The organism is Streptomyces violaceus, from assembly GCF_036014075.1.
In the GTDB taxonomy this organism is placed as follows: domain Bacteria; phylum Actinomycetota; class Actinomycetes; order Streptomycetales; family Streptomycetaceae; genus Streptomyces; species Streptomyces violaceus.
In genome coordinates, this window is sequence record NZ_CP107911.1 from 3,558,750 (window position 1) to 3,581,240 (window position 22,491).

Below are 22,491 nucleotides of genomic sequence, written 5' to 3' on the forward strand. Positions count from 1 at the left end.
GCGGGATTACTTGGCCTTCTCGAGGATCTCGACGACGCGCCAGCGCTTCGTCGCGGACAGCGGCCGGGTCTCCATGAGGAGGACACGGTCGCCGACACCCGCGGCGTTCTGCTCGTCGTGCGCCTTGAGCTTGTTGGTACGGCGGATGACCTTGCCGTACAGCGCGTGCTTGACGCGGTCCTCGACGGCGACGACGACGGTCTTGTCCATCTTGTCGCTGACGACGAGACCCTCACGGGTCTTGCGGAAGCCGCGGGCCTCTGCAGTCTGCTCAGTCACGTTGCTCTCACTCATCAGGCGCTCTCCACCGTCTCGATGCCCAGCTCGCGCTCACGCATCAGGGTGTAGATCCGCGCGATGTCCTTACGGACGGCCTTCAGCCGGCCGTGGTTCTCGAGCTGGCCCGTCGCCGCCTGGAAGCGGAGGTTGAACAGCTCTTCCTTGGCCTCGCGGAGCTTCGCGAGAAGCTCCTCGTTGCCCAGTTCGCGCAGCTCGGACGCCTTGGTACCGGCCGACATCACGCTTCACCTGCCTCGCGCTTGACGATCTTGCACTTCATCGGCAGCTTGTGGGCCGCACGGGTCAGGGCCTCGCGCGCGATCTTCTCGTTGGGGTACGACAGCTCGAACATCACGCGTCCGGGCTTCACGTTGGCGATCCACCACTCCGGAGAACCCTTACCGGAACCCATGCGGGTCTCGGCGGGCTTCTTCGTGAGCGGGCGGTCCGGGTAGATGTTGATCCAGACCTTGCCGCCACGCTTGATGTGACGCGTCATGGCGATACGAGCTGCCTCGATCTGCCGGTTCGTCACGTACGCCGGGGTCAGGGCCTGAATGCCGTACTCGCCGAACGCAACCTGCGTGCCACCCTTGGACATGCCGTTGCGCTTGGGGTGGTGCTGCTTGCGGTGCTTGACCCTACGGGGGATCAGCATTTCGGTCAGGCCTCCGTTCCGGTGCTCTCAGCCGGAGCGGCGGACGCGGGAGCCTCGGCCTTGGGGGCCTCGGCGCCGGCAGCCTGCTGCGGCTTGCGACCGCGCCGCTCGCCACCACGGCCACCACGGGCCGGGCGGTCGGCACCGCCGCGGGCCGGGCGGTTACCCGCACGGGCAGCAGCGTTCTCGGCGCGGACCTCGGCGATGTTCTTGACATCGCCCTTGTAGATCCAGACCTTCACACCGATGCGGCCGAAGGTCGTCTTGGCCTCGAAGAAGCCGTAGTCCACGTTCGCGCGGAGCGTGTGCAGGGGCACACGGCCCTCGCGGTAGAACTCCGAGCGGGACATCTCGGCGCCACCGAGGCGGCCACCGCACTGGATCTTGATGCCCTTGGCGCCGGCCTTCATCGTGCCCTGCATGCTCTTGCGCATGGCGCGACGGAAGGAGACGCGGGAGGAGAGCTGCTCGGCGACGGCCTGGGCAACCAGCTGAGCGTCCGTCTCGGGGCTCTTGACCTCGAGGATGTTCAGCTGGACCTGCTTGCCCGTGAGCTTCTCGAGGTCACCGCGGATGCGGTCGGCCTCGGCGCCACGGCGGCCGATGACGATGCCCGGACGCGCGGTGTGGATGTCCACACGCACACGGTCACGGGTGCGCTCGATCTCCACCTTCGAGATGCCGGCGCGCTCCATGCCGGACGTCATCATCCGACGGATGGCGACGTCTTCCTTGACGTAGTCCTTGTACAGCTTGTCGGCGTACCAACGCGACTTGAAGTCGGTCGTGACACCGAGCCGGAACCCGTGCGGGTTTACCTTCTGGCCCATTACCGGGTTCCTTCCTTGCTGCTGACGACCACGGTGATGTGGCTGGTCCGCTTGCGGATCCGGTAGGCACGGCCCTGGGCACGCGGACGGAACCGCTTCAGGGTCGGGCCCTCGTCGACGTAGGCCTCGGAGATGAAGAGGCTGTCGACATCGGTGTGGTCGTAGTTGTGCGCGGCGTTGGCAATGGCGCTGTCCAGCACCTTGCCGACCGGCACGCTCGCGGCCTGCGGGGCGAAACGCAGGACCGCCTGAGCCTCCGTGGCGTTCAGGCCACGGATGAGGTCCACCACTCGGCGGGCCTTCATGGGCGTGACGCGGATGTACCGCGCCTGGGCCCTGGCGTCCATGGTTGTCCTTCCAGTGTCTGTCATGGTCATTCCACCCCGCGCTTAGCGGCGCTTCGACTTCCGGTCGTCCTTGACGTGACCCCGGAAGGTGCGCGTCGGCGAGAACTCGCCGAGCTTGTGGCCGACCATCGACTCGGTGACAAACACCGGAATGTGGGTCTTGCCGTTGTGCACCGCGAGCGTGTGGCCGAGCATGGCCGGCACGATCATGGAGCGACGGGACCAGGTCTTGATGACGTTCTTGCTGCCGGCTTCGTTCTGAGCGTCCACCTTCTTGATCAGGTGGTCGTCGACGAAGGGCCCCTTCTTCAAGCTACGAGGCATCTCAACCCGTCCTTAGCGCTTCTTGTTCGTCTTGCGGCGGCGGACGATGTACTTGTTCGACGCCTTCTTGGGCGAACGAGTACGGCCTTCCTTCTGTCCCCAGGGGGACACCGGGTGACGACCACCCGAGGTACGGCCTTCGCCACCACCGTGCGGGTGGTCCACCGGGTTCATGACCACACCACGCACGGTCGGGCGAACGCCCAGCCAGCGCTTACGGCCCGCCTTACCCCAGTTGATGTTGCTCTGCTCGGCGTTGCCCACCTCGCCGACCGTGGCGCGGCAGCGCTGGTCGACCAGGCGGATCTCACCGGACGGCATGCGGAGGTGGGCCATCGAGCCCTCCTTCGCGAGCAGCTGCACCGAGGCGCCGGCGGAGCGGGCGAACTTCGCACCGCCGCCCGGACGCAGCTCGATGGCGTGCAGCGTGGTACCGACCGGGATGTTGCGCAGGGCAAGGTTGTTGCCCGGCTTGATGTCGGCCCCGGGACCGTTCTCGACACGGTCACCCTGCTGCAGGTTGCGCGGGGCGAGGATGTAGCGCTTCTCGCCGTCGGCGTAGTGCAGCAGCGCGATGCGCGCGGTGCGGTTGGGGTCGTACTCGATGTGCGCGACCTTCGCCGGCACGCCGTCCTTGTCGTGACGACGGAAGTCGATCACGCGGTAGGCGCGCTTGTGGCCACCGCCCTGGTGGCGGACGGTCACACGACCGGAGTTGTTACGGCCACCCTTGCTGTGCAGGGGGCGGACCAACGACTTCTCCGGCGTGGACCGCGTGACCTCGACGAAGTCGGCGACGCTGGAGCCACGACGGCCCGGCGTAGTCGGCTTGTACTTGCGGATTCCCATTTCTCAGTCCTCGTCCGATATCGGACGATCCGACCCGCTTACGCGGTCGGACCGCCGAAGATGTCGATACGGTCGCCCTCGGCAAGGGTCACGATCGCGCGCTTGGAGCCGGCACGCTGACCGAAACCGGTCTTGGTGCGCTTGCGCTTGCCCTGGCGGTTGATCGTGTTGACCCCGGTGACCTTGACCGAGAAGACCGCCTGGACGGCCTGCTTGATCTGGGTCTTGTTGGCGCTCGGGTCCACGACGAACGTGTACTTGCCCTCGTCGAGGAGCGCGTAGCTCTTCTCCGAGACAACCGGCTTGAGCAGCACGTCACGGGGGTCCGTGAAGGACTTGCTCAGCGGGGTCTCGACGGTGTTCTTGCCCTCGGTGGCGTGGCGACGCGCCTTCTTGACGCGCGCCTCCTTGGCCTTCTTGGCGGCCTTCGAGGCAATGGCGGGGTGACGGATAGCCATCAGGCCTCGCTCCCTTCGGTGTCATTGGCCTTCGGGCCGGACACGAAGGACTCGAAGGCGGCCTGGGTGAAGACCACGTCGTCCGAGACGAGAACGTCGTACGTGTTCAGCTGGCCCGGCTCCAGGATGTGGACCTGGGGCAGGTTACGGGCGGACAGCCACGCGGCCTCATCGGCGCGGTCGACGACCAGGAGCAGGTTCTTGCGCTCCGAGATCTTGCCGAACAGCGACTTGGCGGCCTTCGTCGACGGGTTCTCACCCTCGATGACGCCGGAGACGACGTGGATGCGGTTGTGGCGGGCCCGGTCGGTGAGGGCGTGACGCAGAGCGGCAGCCTTCATCTTCTTCGGGGTCCGCTGCGAGTAGTCGCGCGGCACGGGACCGTGCACGACGCCACCACCGGCGAACTGCGGCGCGCGGGTCGAACCCTGACGGGCGCGACCGGTGCCCTTCTGGCGGTACGGCTTCTTGCCGCCACCACGGACTTCACCGCGACGCTTGGTCTTGTGCGTGCCCTGGCGGGCAGCGGCGTTCTGCGCGACGACGACCTGGTGGATCAGCGGGATGCTGATCTTCTCCACGCCGAAGATCTCCGCGGGGAGCTCGACGCTACCGGTCTTCTCGCCTGCAGGCGAAAGGATGTCAACAGTGCTCATCGGTACCTCAGGCCCCCTTGGCCGCGGTGCGGACCAGGACGAGGCCGCCGTTCGGACCGGGAACCGCGCCCTTGATGAGCAGCAGACCCTTCTCCGCGTCAACGGCGTGGACGGTCAGGTTCTGGGTGGTGACACGCTCGTTGCCCATGCGACCCGCCATGCGGAGGCCCTTGAACACGCGGCCCGGGGTGGCGCAGCCACCGATGGAACCGGGGGAGCGGTGCTTGCGCTGGGTGCCGTGTCCGGCGCCGAGGCCCTTGAAGTTGTGACGCTTCATGACGCCGGCGAAGCCCTTGCCCTTGCTCTTGCCGGTCACGTCGACCTTGAGGCCGGCCTCGAACACCTCGGCGGTGATCTCCTGGCCGAGGGTGTACTCGCTGGCGTCAGCGGTACGGATCTCGACGAGGTGGCGGCGGGGAGTGACGTCGGCCTTGGCGAAGTGGCCCTTGAGGGGCTTGTTCACCTTGCGCGGGTCGATCTCGCCGAACGCGATCTGGACGGACTCGTAGCCGTCGGCGTCGTTCGTGCGGACCTGGGTGACGACGTTGGGGCCGGCCTTGACGACGGTGACCGGAACAACACGGTTGTTCGCGTCCCACACCTGCGTCATGCCGAGCTTCTCGCCCAGGATGCCCTTGATCTGCTTAGCCATTCTCAGATCACCGGCCTTCAGAGCTTGATCTCGATGTCGACACCGGCCGGGAGGTCGAGTCGCATCAGAGAGTCAACGGTCTTGGGGGTCGGGTCGAGAATGTCGATCAGGCGCTTGTGCGTGCGCATCTCGAAGTGCTCGCGCGAGTCCTTGTACTTGTGCGGCGACTTGATGACGCAGTACACGTTCTTCTCAGTGGGCAGCGGCACCGGGCCCGCGACCGACGCACCAGTGCGAGTCACCGTCTCGACGATCTTCTTCGCCGAGGAGTCGATGACCTCGTGGTCGTAGGCCTTGAGCCGGATGCGGATCTTCTGTCCCGCCATGGCTACTCAGTAGTCCTGTCTCTCTAACGCTCTGGAACCCGGTGGATCCCTGTTGCTGCCTTTGCTCCTCCGACCCACGCGGTCGGGCGTGTCGCAGTCTCGCTGACACAGATGCCCCTTGTTCGAACATCCCTGCGGGATCGCGCACGGCCCTGCCGGAACCGCGAGCCGGGGGCGAAAGGCCCACCGGGTGCCTGGTCGGCGCTGCACTGACACTTCCCGAAAGATTCCCGTACGTCCGCCCCAGCGCTGCCGTGTGGCAGTTAGGGCGACGAGTACTGTGGGACTCGCTTCCGGTCCTCCCGGCGGGAGGCGCGCAGCATCAACACTCGACCGAGCAACTCGGACAGTCTGCCATATGGGGCAGGGGCGACGCCAATCGAGCCGAGGAGAATACCCCGGGGGTGATGTAGGTCAAACCGGGGGCGCGCCTCTACCGCCGATGATCAATAGGAAGCCGTCGGCTGGATCCTGCTGGTGAGCCTCTGCAACGCCTCGTCGGGTGTGGGAGCCAGCAGCCAGACGCTGTCCATGCCGGCGTAGACCGCGCCGTCCTCAGCCATCGCCAGGTGCTGGTTCCCGCGGTCGCGCATACCGATGGGATACAGCTCGACGCCCGCCTGCTCGGCGAGGTCGTCGATGATCTCCCCGTCCCAGATCGCCAGCAGGGGGTCCAGCGAGAACTGCATCCACGGCATCGAGTCCCGAGGCTCGCGGTAGGGCACTCCGACGGCGCCGAACTCCGCCAGAAATCGCCGTGCCGCGTCGTGCATCTCGAACTCGCCGGTCTGGAGAAGGATGCTCTCCCAGGTCTCCGTGGGAATCGCCCGGCCCGGGAACCAGCCGCCCGCCCGCAGCACCCGGTCCGTCTCCGGGGGCCAGCGCGGCCCGGCGTCCGTACCGGTCTCGACCGTGTCGAGCCGCGTCCAGAAGGCGTGCCCGGCCGCCGGCGCGCCGGGCGTCCAGAGGTCGGACCGGGCTGCCTGCGCCGCCACCAGGCGGTCCAGCGCCCGGTCGGTGGACGTGGCCAGTGGTTGCACGCGGTCCCTTATGAGGTGGAGCGCTCCGTTCTCGGTGATGCCCAGGAAGCCGGCGCCCTCGTCAGCGGTACCCACGGGGTAGAGGGACTCCCCCGCTTCCCGGCTCGCCCTCGCGAAACGCTCGTCCTGCCATGCGGCCCCGAGGGGCTCGAACCGGATGGCCGACGAGGTGGTGATCGAATCGGCGGGCCAGCCGTAGGTCACCAGACCGCCGAACTCGGACAGGAACCGACGCGCGGCCTCGTGGGCCACGAAGGACCCACGCTCGCGCAGGATCGACTCCCAGGTGCCCGTCGGCACGGAACGGCCGGGGCGCCAGCCTGCTCGGCGCAGCACCTCTTCGGTCTGCGGGGACCAGTCCCGTGTGTGTCCGCCGCTCGCTGCGGATCTGCCGTAAGACGCCAACGGGTGTGTCAGAGCCACTCCCCCTCGTCGTCCTGCTCGCCTGAGCCGTACCCACGCACCACGACCACCAGTTGAACGGGCGCCTCGGTGTCGTCATGCTTGACGCCGGCCAGGAGGACCTTGTCCGAGATTCGCCACGCGGTGTGGTCGATGTAGTCCGCCCCATTCGTCAAGTCCTCGCTGGCGGTCTCGAGTCGCGCCCCGAGCGCTCCCGATTCCAACTGGGCTACGACACGAGGGAGCTCGGCGGAAGCGGCGTCGTACAGGTCGTCGATGTAGGTGTCCGGGTCCGGTCGTTCGTCCTCGACCTCCCGGGTCCAGAGCGTGAACTCCACCTCCACCGGACCGTCGCCCTGAATCCACGCGTGCGCGTCGTCGCGACGCCACGTCGTCGCCCACGCCTTCGCCGGGTTCCTTCGCTCACCTTCCCAGCCCGAGGCGTCGAGAACTGCGGCCGCCGCCGGGCCGGTAAGTTCGCCAAGTTCGGACAGCTGCCCCAATTCCGCACTTACGTCAACCATTTACTCATTCCACTCATACCATTGCCGGGCACATGAAACACCGACAGCGTACCGTTCGCCATTGCTTCCGGAAAATGAGTGCCGAGCACTTCTCGGAAATGGGCCGCGCCCGCCTCATTCGAGATGGCATAGCGCACACCCTTTCCACCGAGCTCCTCATTCATTTGCAGAAGTTTGGCGGCCTGGTCGGTGATTTTCTTCTCGTTGTAGATAGAGCTCTCGGGATTGTAGGTGGACTTGGCCCACTCGCTCTCTCGTCCTCCGGTGAACTTGGCTTCCATGATCCAGCCATTCGTGGGGCCACCGTCCATGTGCACCTCCCGGCCGTTGGAAAGCTTCCAGATCTGTTCGTAGTCCACGCCGGACACGACGCGCTGGTAACGGAACGAGGGACGCTGCAGCATCTTTTCGGTGAGCCAGGCGAGCCCCTTGAACGTGGGGCAGGACTGGAGCCCCAAGGGGTCGGACCAGACCAGAGGGTTGACCACGTACGCGTAGTGGTCGGGGCCGGCTGTGAGCCCCAGCGGGTCGGGCGAGATGTATCGGGCCGAGTGCGGATCGTAGTAGCGGAAGCAGTTGTAGTGGAGTTCGCTCTCGGCATCAAAATATTGGCCGGGGAATCGAAGACGGCAGTCTTCTTCCGGTGTCTGCACACTCCTTTGCACGCCCCACAACTGCGACCTGTTCTTCCAGGTCGTCTCACCATCCGGCGAGAGCATTTCCTGCGGGCTTCCCGCGAGATCGCTCACTATGAGCCGGAATCTCCGGTCAACCTCCTCCTGCGGCGCATCGCGAAGCCACTCACAACGACTCTGGGCTATCGCGCGGTGGCTGTCGGGCGAGTACTCCCACGTGATGGTGGTGCGGTTCCCGGATTCGGAGTCGCGTATCTCCTCCGCCAGCCGGGTGCCGTCCCAGACGAAGAACACGGCCTCGGCGACTTCCCCGGACGAGTCCAAGCGCTCCTTGGATATTCGACGCCCGAGGGGGTCGTAGGTGTAGCGCCAGCTCGTTCCGTCCGGGGTGACGAGGCCGGTCAACCGGTCGTCGGCGTTCCAGGTGTAGGTCCAGCTCTTCCGGAGGCCCGAAAGTGTCCTCCGCGTCCGCCGTACCACCCGGCCCTGGGGGTCGTACACGTAGCTGGTGCGGCCGGCCCTCGTCAGACGGTTTCCGGAGTATTCGTATCGCCGAGAGGACTCGTCCTCGGAACCTTCCCCCTGCTCTCGGTGGGAGGAGACCAGCCTTCCGCCGGAGTCGTACGCGTAGCTCTCGGTCCACGACTCCGCACGGACACCGGTGGCCCGGCCCTTGGCGTCCAGCTCGTAGAGCTTCCTGCCCTCTTCGCCGTCGATCGTCTCGACGGGTCCGGCAGCGCTGTGTACGTACCGGCGGTCTACGGATGGCGTCCCCGGGACGGCATGGTCCAAGGGGTCGACCGGGTGGACCGTCTGCCTGCGCATCCGGTGCATCGGGTCCCACGCCTGCCGCACCGACAGTGCCTCGTCCAGTCGGACCTCCGTCTCCCTGCCCGCGGCGTCGTGCGCGAAGCGCACAGAGTGGTCGAAAGCCGCCAACTCCTGGGGCAGCCCGTCCGGGGCGTAGGACCAGTTACTCAGCGCTCCGGACGGAGTGAGGCGCGTCGTGCGGCGACCGGCAAGGTCGTAACGGAAGGTGCTGGTCCGCCCGTTGACGGTTTCCTCCGTGACACGGCCGTACTCGTCATGCTTGTAGGCGAGGCGGGCGCCGGGCGACAGCGCTTCCTTCAGCAGCCCGGCATCGTCGTAGCGGAATACGGTGGTCGAGTCACCGATCCGCTTCTCGACGACGTTGCCGATGACGTCACGCACGTATTCGACCGTCTCTCCGGCACCGTTGACCTGCCGGACCAGACGGCCCACCTCGTCGTGGGCATAGATGAGCGAGCGCCCGTCGAAGTCCTGTTCGGTGACGAGCTGACCCGCCGCGTCATAGGCGTAGCTCCAGGTCAGTCCGTAGGTGTTGGTGACCGCGGTGAGCCGCAGCTCGGTGTCGTGTTCGAAGCGGAGAGTCGCCCCCAAGGGATCGGTTCTGCTCACCAGGAGGTCGAAGTGGGTGTACGCCGACCTGGTGGTCGCCCCGGCGGCGTCGGTGTGTACGAGGAGATTTCCCTCCGCGTCCCAGGTCCAGGACTCCACACTCCCGTCGGCCGCGACCCGCTCCCTCCTCCTTCCCTCCGGGGTCCAGGAGATGCGGGTGACGCCGGCCAGCGGGTCCGTCACGGTGTCGATGCGGCCGAACGCGTTCCGGGAGTACTCGACGATCGCACCGGTGGCGCTCGTGACGCGCACCGGAAGCCCAGCAGCGTCCGTGACCATGGACATGGTCGAGCCCAAGGGATCGGTGATTGCGGTGACGGCGCCGCCGGGTCCGTAGCTGAAACGAGTCTCGGCGCCCTGCGGCTCCACCACGGACGTACGGTTCCCGCGCTCGTCGTAGGTGTAGGTGCGCACGGCTCCGTCACCGCCGACAGTCACGACGGGGAGGTGCCACTGGTTGTACTCGGCGGTGGCCCGGCGACCGTCGGGACCGGTGATCGAAGTGACGTTCCCGGCGTCGTCGTAGGTGTACGCCGTCTCGCGCCCCACCGGGTCGATCTGCTTGAGCAGCCGACCGTGGCGGTCCCATTCGAGCGACTCCTGCCGCTGCAGGGGGTCGATCACCCTGACGAGTTGCAGGAACTCGTTGTACTCGTACCGAAGGACGTGCCCGAGCGAGTTCGTGTACGTCGTGCGGCCATGCGCGGGGTCGTACGCGATGACGCAGTTCAGGAAACCGTCGGCGCCCTGACCCGCCACGCAACGGTCCTCGCTGTCGTACGTGAACCGGTACCAGCTGCCGTTGCGGTCGGTCCAGGAGACGATGCGTGCGTGGTCGTCGTACTCGAGCCGGAAGGGCAGTCCGGAGGAGTTGTAGATCTCGGAAAGGTTCCGGTCGGGTGAGTACGCGTAGCGCAGCAGCGTCGTGGCACCGACATCAGCAGCGTTGTCCCGAAGCCGCAGACACGTCACCAGGCCGTCCGTCGTCTCGACCACGATGTGGTACCCGCCCGAATGCCGGACGGCGGTCGGGGCACCGTCGGCACTCCGGTCGACATCGATCCTGTTGTCGTTGCGGTCCGTGATCGCGCAGAGCGCCAAGGTGTACGGCATGTCCGGCAGCGGTTCGCCGACCGCCGCGAAGTGACGTGTGACGCCGAGGGCCGGGTCATGGATGCGCAAGGTGCCGTGCTGCGGTCCGTCCCACTCGAGGGGCCACCGCGGGCCTTCCAGCGGCATGGTCGGCTTACCGGGATGAGGCACGGGGTACGCGAGGATCATGCCGTCCTCGGCGGCGAACAGCACTCCCTGGCCGTCGAGTTCGACCCGTTCGTCCAGCGTGGACGCCCAGGATCTGCCGAACAACCGCCCTTCTCGGTAGGTGGAGATGTGGGTGCGCTTCAGCACCAGCGACAGGATTCCGGGAAGTTCGACGTCCGTGTCGTACATCAGCATTTCACCAGTGACCATGTCGATGGGGTCACCGCCGGGGCATCGTCCCGCCAGCGCCTTGGCCCGTTTGACGAGGTCGCCCGCCCCGCCTCTGAGGGACCTGCCCAGCCCCTTGACGCCTTGGGCCATGCCCTTGAGACCGACCTTCCCGAAGGCCTTCATCCCTTTCGCGAGCCCGCCGAGCGTGGTCAGGCCCTTCATACCCGGGATGCAGTCCAGTGCCGCCAACCCCACGTCCCAGAGCGATGCTTGGCCCTTGGAGTACTTATAGAGCGTGTCGGCGAGGACGACGGCGGCTGCGATCAGCACGATCGCGCCCAGGATCGGCCCGCCGATGATCATCGCCACGATCCCCACGACCGCGACCACGACCTTGCAGACCGCCACGATGGTGTCCCAGTTGTCGGTGAACCAGTCGCCGACCTCCTCCCACCACGACCGGTTCTGAATACCGGCATCCGAGGCCTCGTCGATCTTCGACTTCGCCTCGCGGGCGGCCTCATCGCGCATCTTGCGCGCGTCCTCGGCCATCTTCTTCGCCGCGGCAAGAGCATCCTGCGCATCAGAGACATCCGACTGAGCCTTGGACTGAGCCGACTTCGCGTGCTGCACATCCCGGGTCGCGGCACGGACCTTCGCCTCGTCCGGCTTGTCGGCGTCGGACTTGCTGCTGGTGGGGTCGTCCTTGTACTTGTCCGCCTCCTTACCGGCCCGCGTCACCCACGAGTCGGCCGAGGTCAGCTTCGACTGAGCAGAGGAGAGGCTGTCGCGCGCCTCACGGCCCTTGCGCAGCGCCTTGTCCGCCAGCGACTGCGCCCGCTCCAGCTTCGGCCAGAAGTCGGAGAGCGCGTCGCCGCACATCTCGTAGGACTTCTTCAGCTTCTTGAGGTTCTTCGGAACGTCCCCGAAGTCCTCCTTGAAGACGTCCGCCGACTTGCCAGCCCACTCAAGAAGCGTGCCCTCCCCCGCCATGCCCTTGACCAGACGCAGCCCCTCGGAGACATCGTCGGCGAAGTCATGCAACTGCTTCGCAAGCGTGCGCACCCGCTGCGGATCACCGGGCGTCGGGTCCTTGTCCAAGTCCAGGACATGCCAGTCCGCCGGCCTGTGCCCCGCCATACCGCAACCCCCGTCACGCGCACATCTACGTCAACAACCGTATGCACACGTGAACATACAAGGCACAGCCGTTCGACGGAAAGGTGAGCATCCACATCACGAACGGCGCCCGCGCACGGCCCGCCAGGCATCCCCGACGGCGTCCACGGACCGCAGCGACCAGCTCTCCAGCTTGTTCCGCACAGTCGCATACACCCATCGCCTCTTGAGCCACAGCGGCAGCAGCCGGAACGGCACGTAGTCGAAGGTGTCGTCGATGGCGTTCACGGCGATGCTCTTGCGGCCGGGGCGTTCCGCCCGCAGTGCGGCGTACAGCTCTGGCGTCAACTCACCGTTGAGACGAGCCGCGTGACCCGCAGCCGTAAACGCGAACCCCCGCTGACCGGTGTCCGGCAACCGCATCGCCTTGACGATCCGAGGTGACACCTCAGCCAGCGAACAGTGGAACGTCAACCCGATCACCGCCGTACCGAGACGTTCCTCTCCACGCTCGAACGCGGCGTCCCACTCCTCGGGGTCATCGAGCCCGAGCAGGCCCTCACCGCTCGCCCAGTCCCACTCCGGACGCCCTGTGGAGAAACTCCCTGACTTCATCGACTGTCGCCTGCCACTCGGAGATCTCGTTCCCGTCTTCGTCAACCGTGGATCGCGGTCCCACGCAGCGCCAGGGCTCGTCGGGGACGAAGGCCTGGTCGAGCTCTTCGAGGAAGATGATCGAGCTCTGGACGTAGATGATGTCGGCGAACTTGTAGAGGGGCCAGCAGAAGACGAAGTTGCTGGTCGCCGGGTTCGTGATGGAGGAAATGAGGCACGAGGTGGCACCATCGCCGCGTTCGAGGCGCCTCAGGGCCCGGATCCAACTGGCCTGATAGTTCTCCACATCCCAATAAGTCAGGTCCATCGGGAAGCTCTCTCCGAAGTCCCGCACCGTGATACGGCCAACGGCACCACCGCCGACCTCGGCATCTGCCGGCGACGGTGCGGAGACCACCCGGATGTCGATCAACCCGTGAACCGGAACGTCGAAGTAATCGCGTCGAAGATGTCGAAGAACGAGTCCGCAAGGTCGAGCACCTGGCTGCTCCCCGCCACCAGAGCCACCTTGCCCTCCTGCCCCGGCACGGGGATGTACGTCTGCATCAGCACGGCCCGAATCGTGCGGTTGAGCGCGTCGCCGGGTACGGCGATGTCCTCGATGCCCTGCGTGCGTGCCGCCGGGCCGACCCCCGGGATGTCGACGGTCGTCACCTTCCGCCAGGAGTCGCCTTCCCGCTTGGCCTCCTTGACCGCGAGCTGGCTCGCGATGACAGAGGGGTCGTTCGACAGTGGCTCGCCCCGCTCGTTGCGGCCGCCGACCAGGGAGACGGTCACCGAGCCGGTTATCGGCGTATCGCCGCCGAAGTTCTCCGCCATGCAGCCGCAGTACAGGGCGCCCGACTTCCAGGCGTCCGCGGCGGCCTTCTGGAGGAAGTCGACGTACGTGCCGCGGTACTGCTCCAACTCCGGGCGCTGCTGCACACGTTCGCTCACCATCCGGCGGATCGAGTCGTCCCGCGACTCCGGCCGTACGTCGAACTCCCACCACGTCTCCGGCACCTTGATCCGGAAACCGCCCCGCTCGACGGTCAGTGTCTCCATGTAGCGGGCCATGACGCCGGCCTCCCCGTTCGCTCGGTCATGAGTCCGACCATCGTCCCATCGCACGAGGGTGGGGTGCGGCAAGATCAGCGGCGTGAGAGAGACGAGACATCGGATAGCCATGGACTTGGCCGCTGCGGAGATCGAGAAGCGCAGATCGCAGTGGCTCGCGGACGGGGTCCAGGTGTCCCCCGTGCCCTGGGCGGACGACCGCGAACAGCTGGCGGTGCACTTCACCGCTGCAGGCTGGGCCGTCCAGTTGTTCGTGGAGGTGCACCGCAGCGGGCAGGCGGGCCTGCACTTCACTTCGCCGGGCGAGGCCGTGCAGGAGTCTCGGCGGGTCGCGTCCGTGGAGGCGGTCGGTGCCCTTCTCGACGAGGCGGTTGCCCGGGCCTGGCGGGTCAGCCTGCAGCCGGCGAAGCTCATCGCCCGTACCTGCACGACCGGCTGGCTGGACTGGATCCACGGCGAGCTGTGGCTGCTCCCCGACCATCTGGTGCGCATCCGCGGCGGCGTGCCGGCCACCATGGTGGTCGGGCTCGTCGGGCCCGAACTGGCAGCCCCCGACAGTTTCCAGACCCTCGTCTACGACCCCGACACCATTCGCTCCGCCCACCGCACCAACAAGGTGCTCCCGCTCACCGAGATCACACACGCCCGGATCCACGGCGGCCTGACCACCTCCGGTATGGCGCTGTCGATGACCGACGGGACACATCACAAGCTGCTGTGGATGTCCATGGAGCCCGCGCGCGGCCTGCTCAGGGACCGGCTTCTGCCGCTCCTGGGCCCTCGGCTGGCTCACTGAGCACCTTGAGCTCCTCCACCGTCCAGAAGGGCGAGTCCTTCGGCGGTGCCGGGCGTACGGGGAGCGCGGTGAAGTCGATGTCCCCGTCCACGACCGGGTCCCCGACCGGACTCCGGCCCCGGCCGTCCTGGCCGTAGTACAGACCGTAGGCCCAGTACTCGGGCAGCTCGTGCCCCATGAGCTGGAGGTCCAGGGCGACCCACTCCCGCGTCCCGTACGTCGCGTTGACCCTGGCGACCGCCTCCGCCCGGGGGACGCCGACGCGCTCCACCAGCACGTCCACCATCTCGCGGAAGTACGCCAGCATCTCCTCGTCGAGCGCCAGCACGAACTCCGTCCCCGTGGTGCCGGCCGTGGGGCACGCCCCGTACTCGACGAGCCACCGCAGGCGCCTGACCTCCGCCACGAGTCGCGGCACCGTCTCCCTGGCTCTGGCGGCCAGTACGGAGTCCGGGGTCGAGCCCGAGCACAGCTCCTCGATCGCGTCCAGGTCGGGGTGGTCACTGATCGTGTCCGCGCCGGGATCGAGGTGGCCATCGCGCGCCGGTTCTGAAGTCATGCTCCAGTGTCACGACCTGGCCGAGGTGAACAAGTCGGGGGCAGCCCCCACCCCCGTCCACCAGCCCGCCGGATAACCCGCTTCTGCTCCCCCGGCCACCGTAGTGACACACGACCACACAACGGGGGGCCGTGGCGCATGGACGGCTACGGCACCGTCCTCGCCCTCGACGGCGACACCCAACCGCCCCGGCGGCACCATCCGCATCGGCCAGCCCACGCAGGCGTCTTCTCCGACGTCATGGAACGCAACCTGCCCAACGGCATGACCGCGATCCTCCCGAACTAGGAGTTCCTCAACCGCTCCGGCCAGACCTACGACGGCACGGGCATCCCGCCCCACTTGACCGAACCGGTCTTCACGAAGGAGGAGTTCGCCAAGAGGCGAGACTCGGCGTTCGACCGCGCGGTGAGCGTCCTTCGGAACAAGGGCTGAACGACGGCTAGAGGGAAGCCACGAACCCGACCCAGGCCTCCGGCGCGAGCGCGAGCCGGGGGCCCTGGGTGGCGTGCTTGGAGTCGCGGACGTGGATGGTGTGGGGGACTATCGCGATCTCGATGCAGGAGTTGCCGTCAGTGCCACTGCTGTAGCTGCTCTTGAACCAAGCCAGTTCGGAGACGTCCCCGGCAGAAGCGTTGCGGATCATGTTTCTCCCAGCACATGCTCGATGAAGGCCAGCGACTCCCGCGGTGAGAGAGCCTGCGCCCGGATGGTGCCATACCGCAGCTCAAGAATGCGGAGCTGTTTGGGATCGGTGGTCGGCCGCCCGCTGAACGCACCGTCGGAACGCCCCACCGCCGTACCGTCCGGGAACTTCAGCAGCTCGATCTTGCCGTCCACCCCCGGATGGGCGTCGGAGTTCGTCGGCATGACCTGAAGTGCGACGTTACGCAACCGCCCCACCTCCAGCAGATGCTCAAGCTGCCGTCGCCACACCATTGTGCCCCCGACCCGTCGGTGCAGCACCGCCTCCTCCAGGACGTAGTGCACCGACGGGGCCGGATCGCGTTGGAAGACCGACTGCCGGGCCATCCGGGCGGCCACCATCCGTTCCACATCGTCCGGCGAGTACGGCGGCTGCGCTGCCTCGAACAAGGCACGGGCATGATCCGGTGTCTGCAACAGCCCATGGACGCTGTTGCACTCATACACCCCGATCTCAACCGCCTGCCCCTCCAACTTGGCAAGCTCCCGCACCTTCCTCGGGTAACGGACCTTCTTCACGTCCTCCCACGTCGCCGCGAGAAGCCCACCCGCCCCCAACACCTCATCAGCCCTGACCAGATAGTCCTGCCGAGGAATCCGCTTCCCACCCTCGATCTTGTAGACCATGTCCTCGCCGTACCCCACCGCCGTCCCGAACTCGCCGGCCCGCATCCCCACCGCCTCCCGCCGCAGCTTCAGCTGCCGCCCGACGGTCGCGATGACGGCGACGCCCCACTCATCGTCGGGATCCACCTCCCAACCCGGCTCGTCCGCCTCGCCCTTGAGCCGCCCCGAGTCCGCCTCGACCACCGTCATCCCGCACCCTTCCGCCGTCGTACGACCGTGCCCGGCGCCCTACCCGTACGCCCGGCCCCGACAGCCCGGACAGCACCGGACAAGCTCCGGACAGTTACCGTACGCACCCGCTGAGTCACTGTTCACAGTAGGCACGGACCGCCACGCTGAGTGACGTGAAGCAGAAATCCCGCGAACTCACCACCCCCCTCCGCAACTTCAGCCTCCAGCTGTCGCCGACCCCACGCGGCGCCCGCCTGGCCCGCCTCCTGGCCACCGAACAACTGCGCTCCTGGGGGCTCCCGTTGGACCCGGCACGGCAGGTCATCGCGGAGCTGTCGACCAACGCGGCGACGCACGGCCGCGTCCCCGGCCGCGACTTCCGCCTGTTCCTCTACGCCGTCGCCGACACCCTCCGCATCGAGGTGACCGACACCCGCGACGACCGCCTACCGACCCTGTCCGATTCCGGCAGAGGCCTGCTCCTCGTCGAGGCACTCACCGACCGCTGGGGCGTCACCCCGGGACTACCGCCCCGCAAGACCGTCTGGGCCGAACTGGACCTCGCACCGGAACCCAAGAACCTGCACTCCGGTGGCGCGGGCGGCCTCCCAGAAGGACCACATAGGTGAAAGAACCCCACCAAGCCCCACCCCTCCTCCCGCCCGCCGGGCAGCCTCACTCGCGAGAGTGAACATCCCCAACTCAGCTGGATTCGGCAGCCATTGCCTGCCCTACGCTCAGCGCAACACAACCGCAGACATGCGACGGCCCTCGCCGGGACGGCAATCCCAGTGCGAGGGCCTGACCACCAAGGAAGTCGGAGCCTTCCTGATGGATACGCAGAACCCTAACGTGCCCTCGCACGCCCACACCCGGGTTGCCGCAAAGAAGCACCCGAACCGGCGGCACCCCCACTCCGGCCTGGTTCACGACAACACCCGCCACACCACCCGCTTCACGGTGATCGGCAACCACCTCGCCCAGCACCCGGAGCTGTCGCTGCTCGCGATCGGGCTCGGCACACACATCCAGTCCCTCCCCGCCGGCGCCCGCACCGACATCAAGTCCCTGGCGGCCCGCTTCCCCGAGGGCACGACCCGCATCGCCGCCGCCCTGAACGAGTTGGAGACCCACGGCTACCTGCGTCGCGAGCGCACACGCACCCCCGACGGCCGCATCATCACCCGCACGACCTCCTGCAACCAGCCAGGTCACAGCGGTACGGAGGCTCCCCGCCCAGCCCCGAAGAAGCGGACGAGGCCGCCCGGCAGCAAGTCCCTCCCCGCCGTACCGCGACCGGCCTGCCCCGCCCCCCGCCCTCCTCCAGCAGGCCACGGACCTCCTCACCGGCCTCCGCCGCGAGGACACCCGTCTCCTGCTCTCCGCGTGCGACACCGCCCACCTCGCGCACGGCGTCGCCGCCTGGCTCGAACGCGACGTCACGCCCTCCGCCGTACGCCACGCCCTGACCACGGACCTCCCACCAGAAGCCCTCCGCCGCCCGGCCGCCCTCCTGGCCCACCGCCTCACCGCCCAACTGCCACCCCCGCCGCCCTTCCGCGCTCCCGCACCCCCACCCACGGCCCCTCACCGACTCCAGACCTGCGAAGGCTGCGACCGAGCCTTCCGCGCACCGGCCCCGGGCCACTGCCGCGACTGCCGATCCGACCGAGCCGAGTTCCTGGAAGCCGCATGAACAGAGCAAGTGCCGCACACATCGCCGCGCTCCCCCGCCACCCGGCCGGGATAGCCTGGCCGGGGCACTCCCCGGAGGTGGACACGATGAGCACGCAGGCCGACCACGGACATGAGCTGGCCCCCCGCCCCCAGCAGACTCCTGACGCCCTGCGCGCGGCTCTCGCCACAGTCGATCCGGCCCGGCTGGAAGAGATGCAGGCCACCAAGGACGACGCCTTCGCCAAGGCGGTCGAATGGCAGTCCCTCAGCCCGGTGCAGAGCTGGGTGCTGACCTGGGCCCGGGACATCGAGATCGCCCGGCGCCCCGACCTGTCCACCCGCTACGCCCACGCGAAGACCAACCTGGAACACGAGGACCCGGCCATCGCCGAGGAGGCGCTGCGTGAACTGAGCGCCGTTCTGGACGAAGCCATGAAGGCAGTCCGCGAGTGAGCTGGAAATGGGAGTACGCCTTCGGTGCCGAGGAAGCGGCCCGAACCGCTCCCCACGGCTTCCTCGCCGCAGTGGAAAGCAAGGCGGAAGAGCTGGTCAGAGCAGCCGAGGCCTTACACACCCACGGACGCGCCCATGACGGCATCGATCCGAAGGGAGGCGACATCATCGTCCCCGGCGGCATGTTCACTTATCAGGTCGTCGTCCGCAGCGAGCGGATCTACGTCGTCCAGATCACGTATCTGGGCTTCTGACGCATCCCCCACATACAAAACCTGCAAGAGCCAACAGCAAAAGGGCCCGCACGACCGAAGTCGTACGGGCCCCTTCGAGCCACTCAGGTCAGTAGACCCTCAAGCCAGTCCGAGGACTCACTTGTTGATCTTGGTGACCTGGCCGGCGCCCACGGTCCGGCCACCCTCACGGATGGCGAACTTCAGGCCCTCCTCCATGGCGACGGGCTGGATGAGCTCCACCTTCATCTCGGTGTTGTCACCCGGCATGACCATCTCGGTGCCCTCGGGGAGGGTCACCACGCCGGTCACGTCCGTCGTACGGAAGTAGAACTGCGGGCGGTAGTTGTTGAAGAACGGCGTGTGGCGGCCACCCTCGTCCTTGGACAGGATGTAGGCCTGCGCCTCGAACTCGGTGTGCGGGGTGACCGAGCCCGGCTTGATGATGACCTGGCCGCGCTCGACGTCCTCGCGCTTGATGCCGCGGAGCAGCAGACCGACGTTCTCACCGGCCTGGCCCTCGTCGAGCAGCTTGCGGAACATCTCGATGCCGGTGACCGTGGTGGTGGTCTTCTCGGTCTTGATGCCGATGATGTCGACGGTCTCGTTGACCTTGAGGACACCACGCTCGATACGGCCGGTGACGACCGTACCGCGACCGGTGATCGTGAAGACGTCCTCGATCGGCATCAGGAACGGCTTGTCGACGTCGCGCTCCGGCTCCGGAATCGCGGTGTCGACGGCGCTCATGAGCTCCAGGACCGAGTTGCCCCACTCCTTGTCGCCCTCGAGGGCCTTCAGAGCGGAGACCTTGACGACCGGAACGTCGTCGCCCGGGAACTCGTACTCGGAGAGGAGCTCACGAACCTCGAGCTCGACGAGCTCCAGGATCTCCTCGTCGTCCACCATGTCGGCCTTGTTCAGGGCGACGACGATGTACGGAACGCCGACCTGGCGGGCCAGGAGCACGTGCTCCTTGGTCTGCGGCATCGGGCCGTCGGTCGCGGCGACCACGAGGATGGCGCCGTCCATCTGCGCCGCACCCGTGATCATGTTCTTGATGTAGTCCGCGTGACCGGGGCAGTCGACGTGGGCGTAGTGACGCGTCTCGGTCTGGTACTCGACGTGCGCGATCGAGATCGTGATACCGCGCTGGCGCTCCTCGGGAGCCTTGTCGATCTGGTCGAAGGCCGAGGCCTCGTTCAGCTCGGGGTACGCGTCATGCAGCACCTTGGTAATGGCGGCCGTGAGGGTCGTCTTACCGTGGTCGATGTGACCGATGGTGCCGATGTTGACGTGCGGCTTAGTCCGCTCGAACTTCGCCTTCGCCACTGGGGTCCTCCTGTGGAGTGGTTCTGGTACGCCTTACTCATCGGCGCCAGGTGATCTTTGCTGGAAAGCCCGGGCCCCGGGGCACTCTCACCATGATTGTGGCGGAATGCCCCTCAAGGCTCCGGAGTCAAGCCTACGGCGTGTAGACGCGGTGCGTTACTCGCCCTTGGCCTTCGCGATGATCTCCTCGGCGACGTTCCGGGGAACCTCGGCGTAGGAGTCGAACTGCATCGAGTAGCTTGCGCGACCCGACGTCTTGCTGCGGAGGTCTCCGACGTAGCCGAACATCTCCGAGAGGGGCACCAGGCCCTTCACGAGGCGGGCACCGGCCCGCTCCTCCATGGCCTGGATCTGGCCACGGCGGGAGTTGATGTCGCCGATGACCTCACCCATGTAGTCCTCGGGCGTGGTGACCTCGACGGCCATCATCGGCTCGAGCAGCACGGGGCTGGCCTTGCGCGCGGCCTCCTTGAAGGCCTGCGAACCGGCGATCTTGAACGCGAGCTCGGAGGAGTCGACCTCGTGGTAGCCACCGTCGATGAGCGTGACGCGGACGCCCGTCATCTCGTAGCCGGCGAGGATGCCGAACTGCATGGCCTCCTGCGCACCGGCGTCCACCGAAGGGATGTACTCCTTCGGGATGCGGCCACCGGTCACCTTGTTCACGAACTCGTACGCGGCGTCGCCGCCCTCGATCGGCTCGATCGCGATCTGCACCTTGGCGAACTGGCCGGTACCACCAGTCTGCTTCTTGTGCGTGTAGTCGACCCGCTCGACCGCCTTGCGGATGGTCTCACGGTACGCGACCTGCGGCTTGCCGACGTTGGCCTCGACCTTGAACTCGCGCTTCATGCGGTCGACCAGCACCTCGAGGTGAAGCTCGCCCATACCACCGATGATGGTCTGGCCGGTCTCCTCGTTGGTGTGAACCTGGAAGGACGGGTCCTCCTCGGCCAGGCGCTGGATCGCGACGCCCAGCTTCTCCTGGTCACCCTTCGACTTGGGCTCGATGGCGACCTGGATGACCGGCGCCGGGAAGTCCATGGACTCCAGGATGACCGGGTTCTTGTCGTCGCTCAGCGTCTCACCGGTGGTGGTCTGCTTCAGGCCCATGACGGCGACGATGTCGCCGGCGCCCACCGACTCGATCTCCTCACGCTTGTTCGCGTGCATGCGGTAGATCTTGCCGATGCGCTCCTTCTTGCCCTTCACGGAGTTCAGCACAGCAGTGCCGGACACCAGACGGCCGGAGTACACGCGGACGAAGGTGAGCTTGCCGAGGTGCGGGTCGCTCATGATCTTGAACGCCAGCGCGGCGAGGGGCTCGTCCTCCGACGGCTTGCGCGCGATGACCTGCTCCGGGTCCTTGACGTCGTGGCCCTCGATGGCCTCGACGTCGAGCGGGGTGGGCAGGTAGCGCACGACCGCGTCGAGCAGGGGCTGAACGCCCTTGTTCTTGAACGCGGTGCCGCAGAACACGGGGGTGACGGTGGTGCCGTCGCTCTTGCCGGACGCGATGGTGATACGACGGATCGCGGCGTAGAGCTGCTCCACGGTGGGCTCGGTGCCCTCCAGGTACAGCTCCATCAGCTCTTCGTCGTTCTCGGCGACGGCCTCGAGCAGCTTGCCGCGGTACTCCTCGGCAGCCTCGGCGTGGGTGTCCGGGATGTCGACGGTGTCGTACATCTCGCCCTTGGTCGCCTCGGCCGACCAGACCAGGGCCTTCATCGTCACGAGGTCGATGACGCCCTTGAAGTCCGCCTCGGCACCGATCGGCAGCTGCATGACCAGCGGCTGCGCGCCCAGGCGGTCGGTGATCATGTCGACGCAGCGGTGGAACTCGGCACCGGTACGGTCGAGCTTGTTGACGAAGCAGATACGCGGAACGCCGTAGCGGTCCGCCTGACGCCACACCGTCTCGGACTGCGGCTCGACACCGGCGACACCGTCGAACACCGTCACGGCACCGTCGAGCACGCGCAGGGAGCGCTCCACCTCGACGGTGAAGTCGACGTGACCCGGGGTGTCGATGATGTTGATGGTGTAGTCGTTGTCCTCGAGCGGCCAGTGACAGGTGGTCGCAGCAGACGTGATCGTGATGCCACGCTCCTGCTCCTGCTCCATCCAGTCCATGGTGGCAGCGCCGTCGTGGACCTCACCGATCTTGTAAGACACACCGGTGTAGAACAGGATCCGCTCGGTGGTGGTCGTCTTGCCCGCGTCGATGTGGGCCATGATCCCGATGTTGCGGACCTTGGCCAGGTCAAGTGAAGTGGTAGCCATAAGGCTTTCGTCTT

Annotated in this window: 26 protein-coding genes and 2 pseudogenes; 6 read left to right on the top strand and 22 right to left on the bottom strand. The window is 67.0% G+C overall.

Annotated elements, in window-relative coordinates:
- Window positions 1–6: 6 nt before the first annotated feature.
- The 17 genes from rpsQ to OG542_RS15925 all read right to left on the bottom strand — a co-directional run bounded on the left by rpsQ (window position 7) and on the right by OG542_RS15925 (window position 13,641).
- On the bottom strand, window positions 7–294 hold the full coding sequence (gene rpsQ, locus OG542_RS15845; protein ID WP_003992363.1) for a 30S ribosomal protein S17: 288 nt from the start codon (window positions 292–294) through the stop codon (window positions 7–9).
- Window positions 294–518, bottom strand: coding sequence for a 50S ribosomal protein L29 (gene rpmC, locus OG542_RS15850; RefSeq protein WP_003974259.1), 225 nt, complete (start codon window positions 516–518; stop codon window positions 294–296). Before rpmC ends, rpsQ begins: the two co-directional genes overlap by 1 nt.
- Window positions 518–937: a 50S ribosomal protein L16 gene (gene rplP, locus OG542_RS15855; protein WP_003992362.1), complete on the bottom strand. Its 420-nt coding sequence runs from the start codon at window positions 935–937 to the stop codon at window positions 518–520. The genes rpmC and rplP overlap by 1 nt, the downstream gene beginning before the upstream one ends.
- A 5-nt stretch (window positions 938–942) precedes the next feature.
- A complete protein-coding gene (gene rpsC / locus OG542_RS15860; RefSeq protein WP_184591448.1) occupies window positions 943–1,767 on the bottom strand; it encodes a 30S ribosomal protein S3 in 825 nt (274 codons plus the stop codon).
- The gene (rplV, locus tag OG542_RS15865; protein ID WP_184591450.1) at window positions 1,767–2,114 is read right to left on the bottom strand and encodes a 50S ribosomal protein L22; all 348 of its coding nucleotides are present in this window, start codon (window positions 2,112–2,114) and stop codon (window positions 1,767–1,769) included. The genes rpsC and rplV overlap by 1 nt, the downstream gene beginning before the upstream one ends.
- Window positions 2,115–2,156: 42 nt before the next feature.
- Window positions 2,157–2,438 carry a 30S ribosomal protein S19 gene (rpsS, locus tag OG542_RS15870; protein WP_057607913.1) on the bottom strand — a complete coding sequence of 94 codons (282 nt, stop codon included), beginning with the start codon at window positions 2,436–2,438 and terminating at the stop codon, window positions 2,157–2,159.
- Between the two features lie 12 nt (window positions 2,439–2,450).
- The gene (gene rplB, locus OG542_RS15875) at window positions 2,451–3,287 is read right to left on the bottom strand and encodes a 50S ribosomal protein L2 (protein ID WP_184591452.1); all 837 of its coding nucleotides are present in this window, start codon (window positions 3,285–3,287) and stop codon (window positions 2,451–2,453) included.
- 38 nt (window positions 3,288–3,325) lie between these two features.
- Complete coding sequence (gene rplW, locus OG542_RS15880; RefSeq protein ID WP_184591454.1) at window positions 3,326–3,745, bottom strand: 50S ribosomal protein L23; 420 nt, start codon at window positions 3,743–3,745, stop codon at window positions 3,326–3,328.
- The gene (gene rplD, locus OG542_RS15885) at window positions 3,745–4,401 is read right to left on the bottom strand and encodes a 50S ribosomal protein L4 (protein ID WP_189728748.1); all 657 of its coding nucleotides are present in this window, start codon (window positions 4,399–4,401) and stop codon (window positions 3,745–3,747) included. Before rplD ends, rplW begins: the two co-directional genes overlap by 1 nt.
- Window positions 4,402–4,408: 7 nt before the next feature.
- On the bottom strand, window positions 4,409–5,053 hold the full coding sequence (gene rplC, locus OG542_RS15890; protein ID WP_184591457.1) for a 50S ribosomal protein L3: 645 nt from the start codon (window positions 5,051–5,053) through the stop codon (window positions 4,409–4,411).
- A gap of 17 nt (window positions 5,054–5,070) precedes the next feature.
- Window positions 5,071–5,379, bottom strand: coding sequence for a 30S ribosomal protein S10 (gene rpsJ / locus OG542_RS15895; protein ID WP_003948644.1), 309 nt, complete (start codon window positions 5,377–5,379; stop codon window positions 5,071–5,073).
- A 446-nt stretch (window positions 5,380–5,825) separates the two neighbouring features.
- On the bottom strand, window positions 5,826–6,842 hold the full coding sequence (locus OG542_RS15900; protein ID WP_328411542.1) for an SUKH-3 domain-containing protein: 1,017 nt from the start codon (window positions 6,840–6,842) through the stop codon (window positions 5,826–5,828).
- Entirely contained in the window at window positions 6,833–7,324 is a 492-nt protein-coding gene (locus OG542_RS15905; protein WP_328411544.1) for a hypothetical protein, read from the bottom strand. Before OG542_RS15905 ends, OG542_RS15900 begins: the two co-directional genes overlap by 10 nt.
- A gap of 8 nt (window positions 7,325–7,332) precedes the next feature.
- Complete coding sequence (locus OG542_RS15910; protein ID WP_328411546.1) at window positions 7,333–11,991, bottom strand: RHS repeat-associated core domain-containing protein; 4,659 nt, start codon at window positions 11,989–11,991, stop codon at window positions 7,333–7,335.
- Window positions 11,992–12,087: 96 nt separating this feature from the next.
- Window positions 12,088–12,585, bottom strand: coding sequence for a hypothetical protein (locus OG542_RS15915; protein ID WP_311127294.1), 498 nt, complete (start codon window positions 12,583–12,585; stop codon window positions 12,088–12,090).
- Window positions 12,530–12,997 carry a hypothetical protein gene (locus tag OG542_RS15920; RefSeq protein WP_328411548.1) on the bottom strand — a complete coding sequence of 156 codons (468 nt, stop codon included), beginning with the start codon at window positions 12,995–12,997 and terminating at the stop codon, window positions 12,530–12,532. Before OG542_RS15920 ends, OG542_RS15915 begins: the two co-directional genes overlap by 56 nt.
- A complete protein-coding gene (locus tag OG542_RS15925) occupies window positions 12,994–13,641 on the bottom strand; it encodes a hypothetical protein (protein WP_184591911.1) in 648 nt (215 codons plus the stop codon). Before OG542_RS15925 ends, OG542_RS15920 begins: the two co-directional genes overlap by 4 nt.
- 82 nt (window positions 13,642–13,723) lie before the next feature.
- On the opposite strand from OG542_RS15925, the gene OG542_RS15930 reads away from it, so the two are divergent.
- Window positions 13,724–14,437, top strand: a complete 714-nt coding sequence (locus OG542_RS15930; RefSeq protein ID WP_328411551.1) for a hypothetical protein — start codon at window positions 13,724–13,726, stop codon at window positions 14,435–14,437.
- Here OG542_RS15930 and OG542_RS15935 read toward each other — a convergent pair.
- Complete coding sequence (locus OG542_RS15935) at window positions 14,391–14,996, bottom strand: hypothetical protein (protein WP_328411553.1); 606 nt, start codon at window positions 14,994–14,996, stop codon at window positions 14,391–14,393. The two genes, OG542_RS15930 and OG542_RS15935, sit on opposite strands and share 47 nt — an antisense overlap.
- Window positions 14,997–15,072: 76 nt before the next feature.
- Between OG542_RS15935 and OG542_RS15940 the strand changes: the two are divergent.
- Window positions 15,073–15,431 (top strand): annotated as a pseudogene (locus OG542_RS15940) (S41 family peptidase); the annotation flags it as partial.
- 7 nt (window positions 15,432–15,438) lie between these two features.
- Here the strand turns inward: OG542_RS15940 and OG542_RS15945 are convergent.
- Together OG542_RS15945 and OG542_RS15950 are read right to left on the bottom strand one after the other, a co-directional pair.
- Entirely contained in the window at window positions 15,439–15,642 is a 204-nt protein-coding gene (locus OG542_RS15945; RefSeq protein WP_328411555.1) for a DUF397 domain-containing protein, read from the bottom strand.
- A complete protein-coding gene (locus OG542_RS15950; RefSeq protein WP_328411557.1) occupies window positions 15,639–16,517 on the bottom strand; it encodes a helix-turn-helix domain-containing protein in 879 nt (292 codons plus the stop codon). Before OG542_RS15950 ends, OG542_RS15945 begins: the two co-directional genes overlap by 4 nt.
- Before the next feature lie 155 nt (window positions 16,518–16,672).
- Between OG542_RS15950 and OG542_RS15955 the strand changes: the two genes are divergently transcribed.
- The 4 genes and pseudogenes from OG542_RS15955 (at window position 16,673) to OG542_RS15970 (ending at window position 18,883) form a co-directional block, all read left to right on the top strand.
- Entirely contained in the window at window positions 16,673–17,128 is a 456-nt protein-coding gene (locus tag OG542_RS15955) for an ATP-binding protein (protein ID WP_328411559.1), read from the top strand.
- Window positions 17,129–17,330: 202 nt separating this feature from the next.
- Window positions 17,331–18,195, top strand: a pseudogene (locus OG542_RS15960) (helix-turn-helix domain-containing protein).
- Window positions 18,192–18,629 (top strand): hypothetical protein, encoded by a 438-nt coding sequence (locus OG542_RS15965; RefSeq protein ID WP_328411561.1) that lies wholly within the window; start codon window positions 18,192–18,194, stop codon window positions 18,627–18,629. The pseudogene OG542_RS15960 and the gene OG542_RS15965 overlap by 4 nt, the downstream one beginning before the upstream one ends.
- Window positions 18,626–18,883 (top strand): hypothetical protein, encoded by a 258-nt coding sequence (locus OG542_RS15970; protein WP_328411563.1) that lies wholly within the window; start codon window positions 18,626–18,628, stop codon window positions 18,881–18,883. The genes OG542_RS15965 and OG542_RS15970 overlap by 4 nt, the downstream gene beginning before the upstream one ends.
- A gap of 117 nt (window positions 18,884–19,000) precedes the next feature.
- Here the strand turns inward: OG542_RS15970 and tuf are convergent, their stop codons facing one another.
- On the bottom strand, window positions 19,001–20,194 hold the full coding sequence (gene tuf, locus OG542_RS15975; RefSeq protein ID WP_193482362.1) for an elongation factor Tu: 1,194 nt from the start codon (window positions 20,192–20,194) through the stop codon (window positions 19,001–19,003).
- Between the two features lie 156 nt (window positions 20,195–20,350).
- A complete protein-coding gene (gene fusA / locus OG542_RS15980) occupies window positions 20,351–22,477 on the bottom strand; it encodes an elongation factor G (protein WP_189728729.1) in 2,127 nt (708 codons plus the stop codon).
- Between the last annotated feature and the right edge of the window lie 14 nt (window positions 22,478–22,491).

What these genes read in the sequence shown, in the direction of transcription:
- OG542_RS15935 (WP_328411553.1), bottom strand. Translation starts at nt 14,996, where the DNA reads ATGACTTCAGAACCGGCGCGCGATGGCCACCTCGATCCCGGCGCGGAC.
- OG542_RS15915 (WP_311127294.1), bottom strand. Translation starts at nt 12,585, where the DNA reads ATGAAGTCAGGGAGTTTCTCCACAGGGCGTCCGGAGTGGGACTGGGCG.
- rpmC (WP_003974259.1), bottom strand. Translation starts at nt 518, where the DNA reads ATGTCGGCCGGTACCAAGGCGTCCGAGCTGCGCGAACTGGGCAACGAG.
- rpsS (WP_057607913.1), bottom strand. Translation starts at nt 2,438, where the DNA reads ATGCCTCGTAGCTTGAAGAAGGGGCCCTTCGTCGACGACCACCTGATC.
- OG542_RS15965 (WP_328411561.1), top strand. Translation starts at nt 18,192, where the DNA reads ATGAACAGAGCAAGTGCCGCACACATCGCCGCGCTCCCCCGCCACCCG.
- OG542_RS15950 (WP_328411557.1), bottom strand. Translation starts at nt 16,517, where the DNA reads ATGACGGTGGTCGAGGCGGACTCGGGGCGGCTCAAGGGCGAGGCGGAC.
- rplW (WP_184591454.1), bottom strand. Translation starts at nt 3,745, where the DNA reads ATGGCTATCCGTCACCCCGCCATTGCCTCGAAGGCCGCCAAGAAGGCC.
- rpsJ (WP_003948644.1), bottom strand. Translation starts at nt 5,379, where the DNA reads ATGGCGGGACAGAAGATCCGCATCCGGCTCAAGGCCTACGACCACGAG.
- fusA (WP_189728729.1), bottom strand. Translation starts at nt 22,477, where the DNA reads ATGGCTACCACTTCACTTGACCTGGCCAAGGTCCGCAACATCGGGATC.
- rplB (WP_184591452.1), bottom strand. Translation starts at nt 3,287, where the DNA reads ATGGGAATCCGCAAGTACAAGCCGACTACGCCGGGCCGTCGTGGCTCC.
- rpsC (WP_184591448.1), bottom strand. Translation starts at nt 1,767, where the DNA reads ATGGGCCAGAAGGTAAACCCGCACGGGTTCCGGCTCGGTGTCACGACC.
- rplD (WP_189728748.1), bottom strand. Translation starts at nt 4,401, where the DNA reads ATGAGCACTGTTGACATCCTTTCGCCTGCAGGCGAGAAGACCGGTAGC.
- OG542_RS15925 (WP_184591911.1), bottom strand. Translation starts at nt 13,641, where the DNA reads ATGGCCCGCTACATGGAGACACTGACCGTCGAGCGGGGCGGTTTCCGG.
- OG542_RS15945 (WP_328411555.1), bottom strand. Translation starts at nt 15,642, where the DNA reads ATGATCCGCAACGCTTCTGCCGGGGACGTCTCCGAACTGGCTTGGTTC.
- OG542_RS15910 (WP_328411546.1), bottom strand. Translation starts at nt 11,991, where the DNA reads ATGGCGGGGCACAGGCCGGCGGACTGGCATGTCCTGGACTTGGACAAG.
- rplC (WP_184591457.1), bottom strand. Translation starts at nt 5,053, where the DNA reads ATGGCTAAGCAGATCAAGGGCATCCTGGGCGAGAAGCTCGGCATGACG.
- rplP (WP_003992362.1), bottom strand. Translation starts at nt 937, where the DNA reads ATGCTGATCCCCCGTAGGGTCAAGCACCGCAAGCAGCACCACCCCAAG.
- rplV (WP_184591450.1), bottom strand. Translation starts at nt 2,114, where the DNA reads ATGGACGCCAGGGCCCAGGCGCGGTACATCCGCGTCACGCCCATGAAG.
- rpsQ (WP_003992363.1), bottom strand. Translation starts at nt 294, where the DNA reads ATGAGTGAGAGCAACGTGACTGAGCAGACTGCAGAGGCCCGCGGCTTC.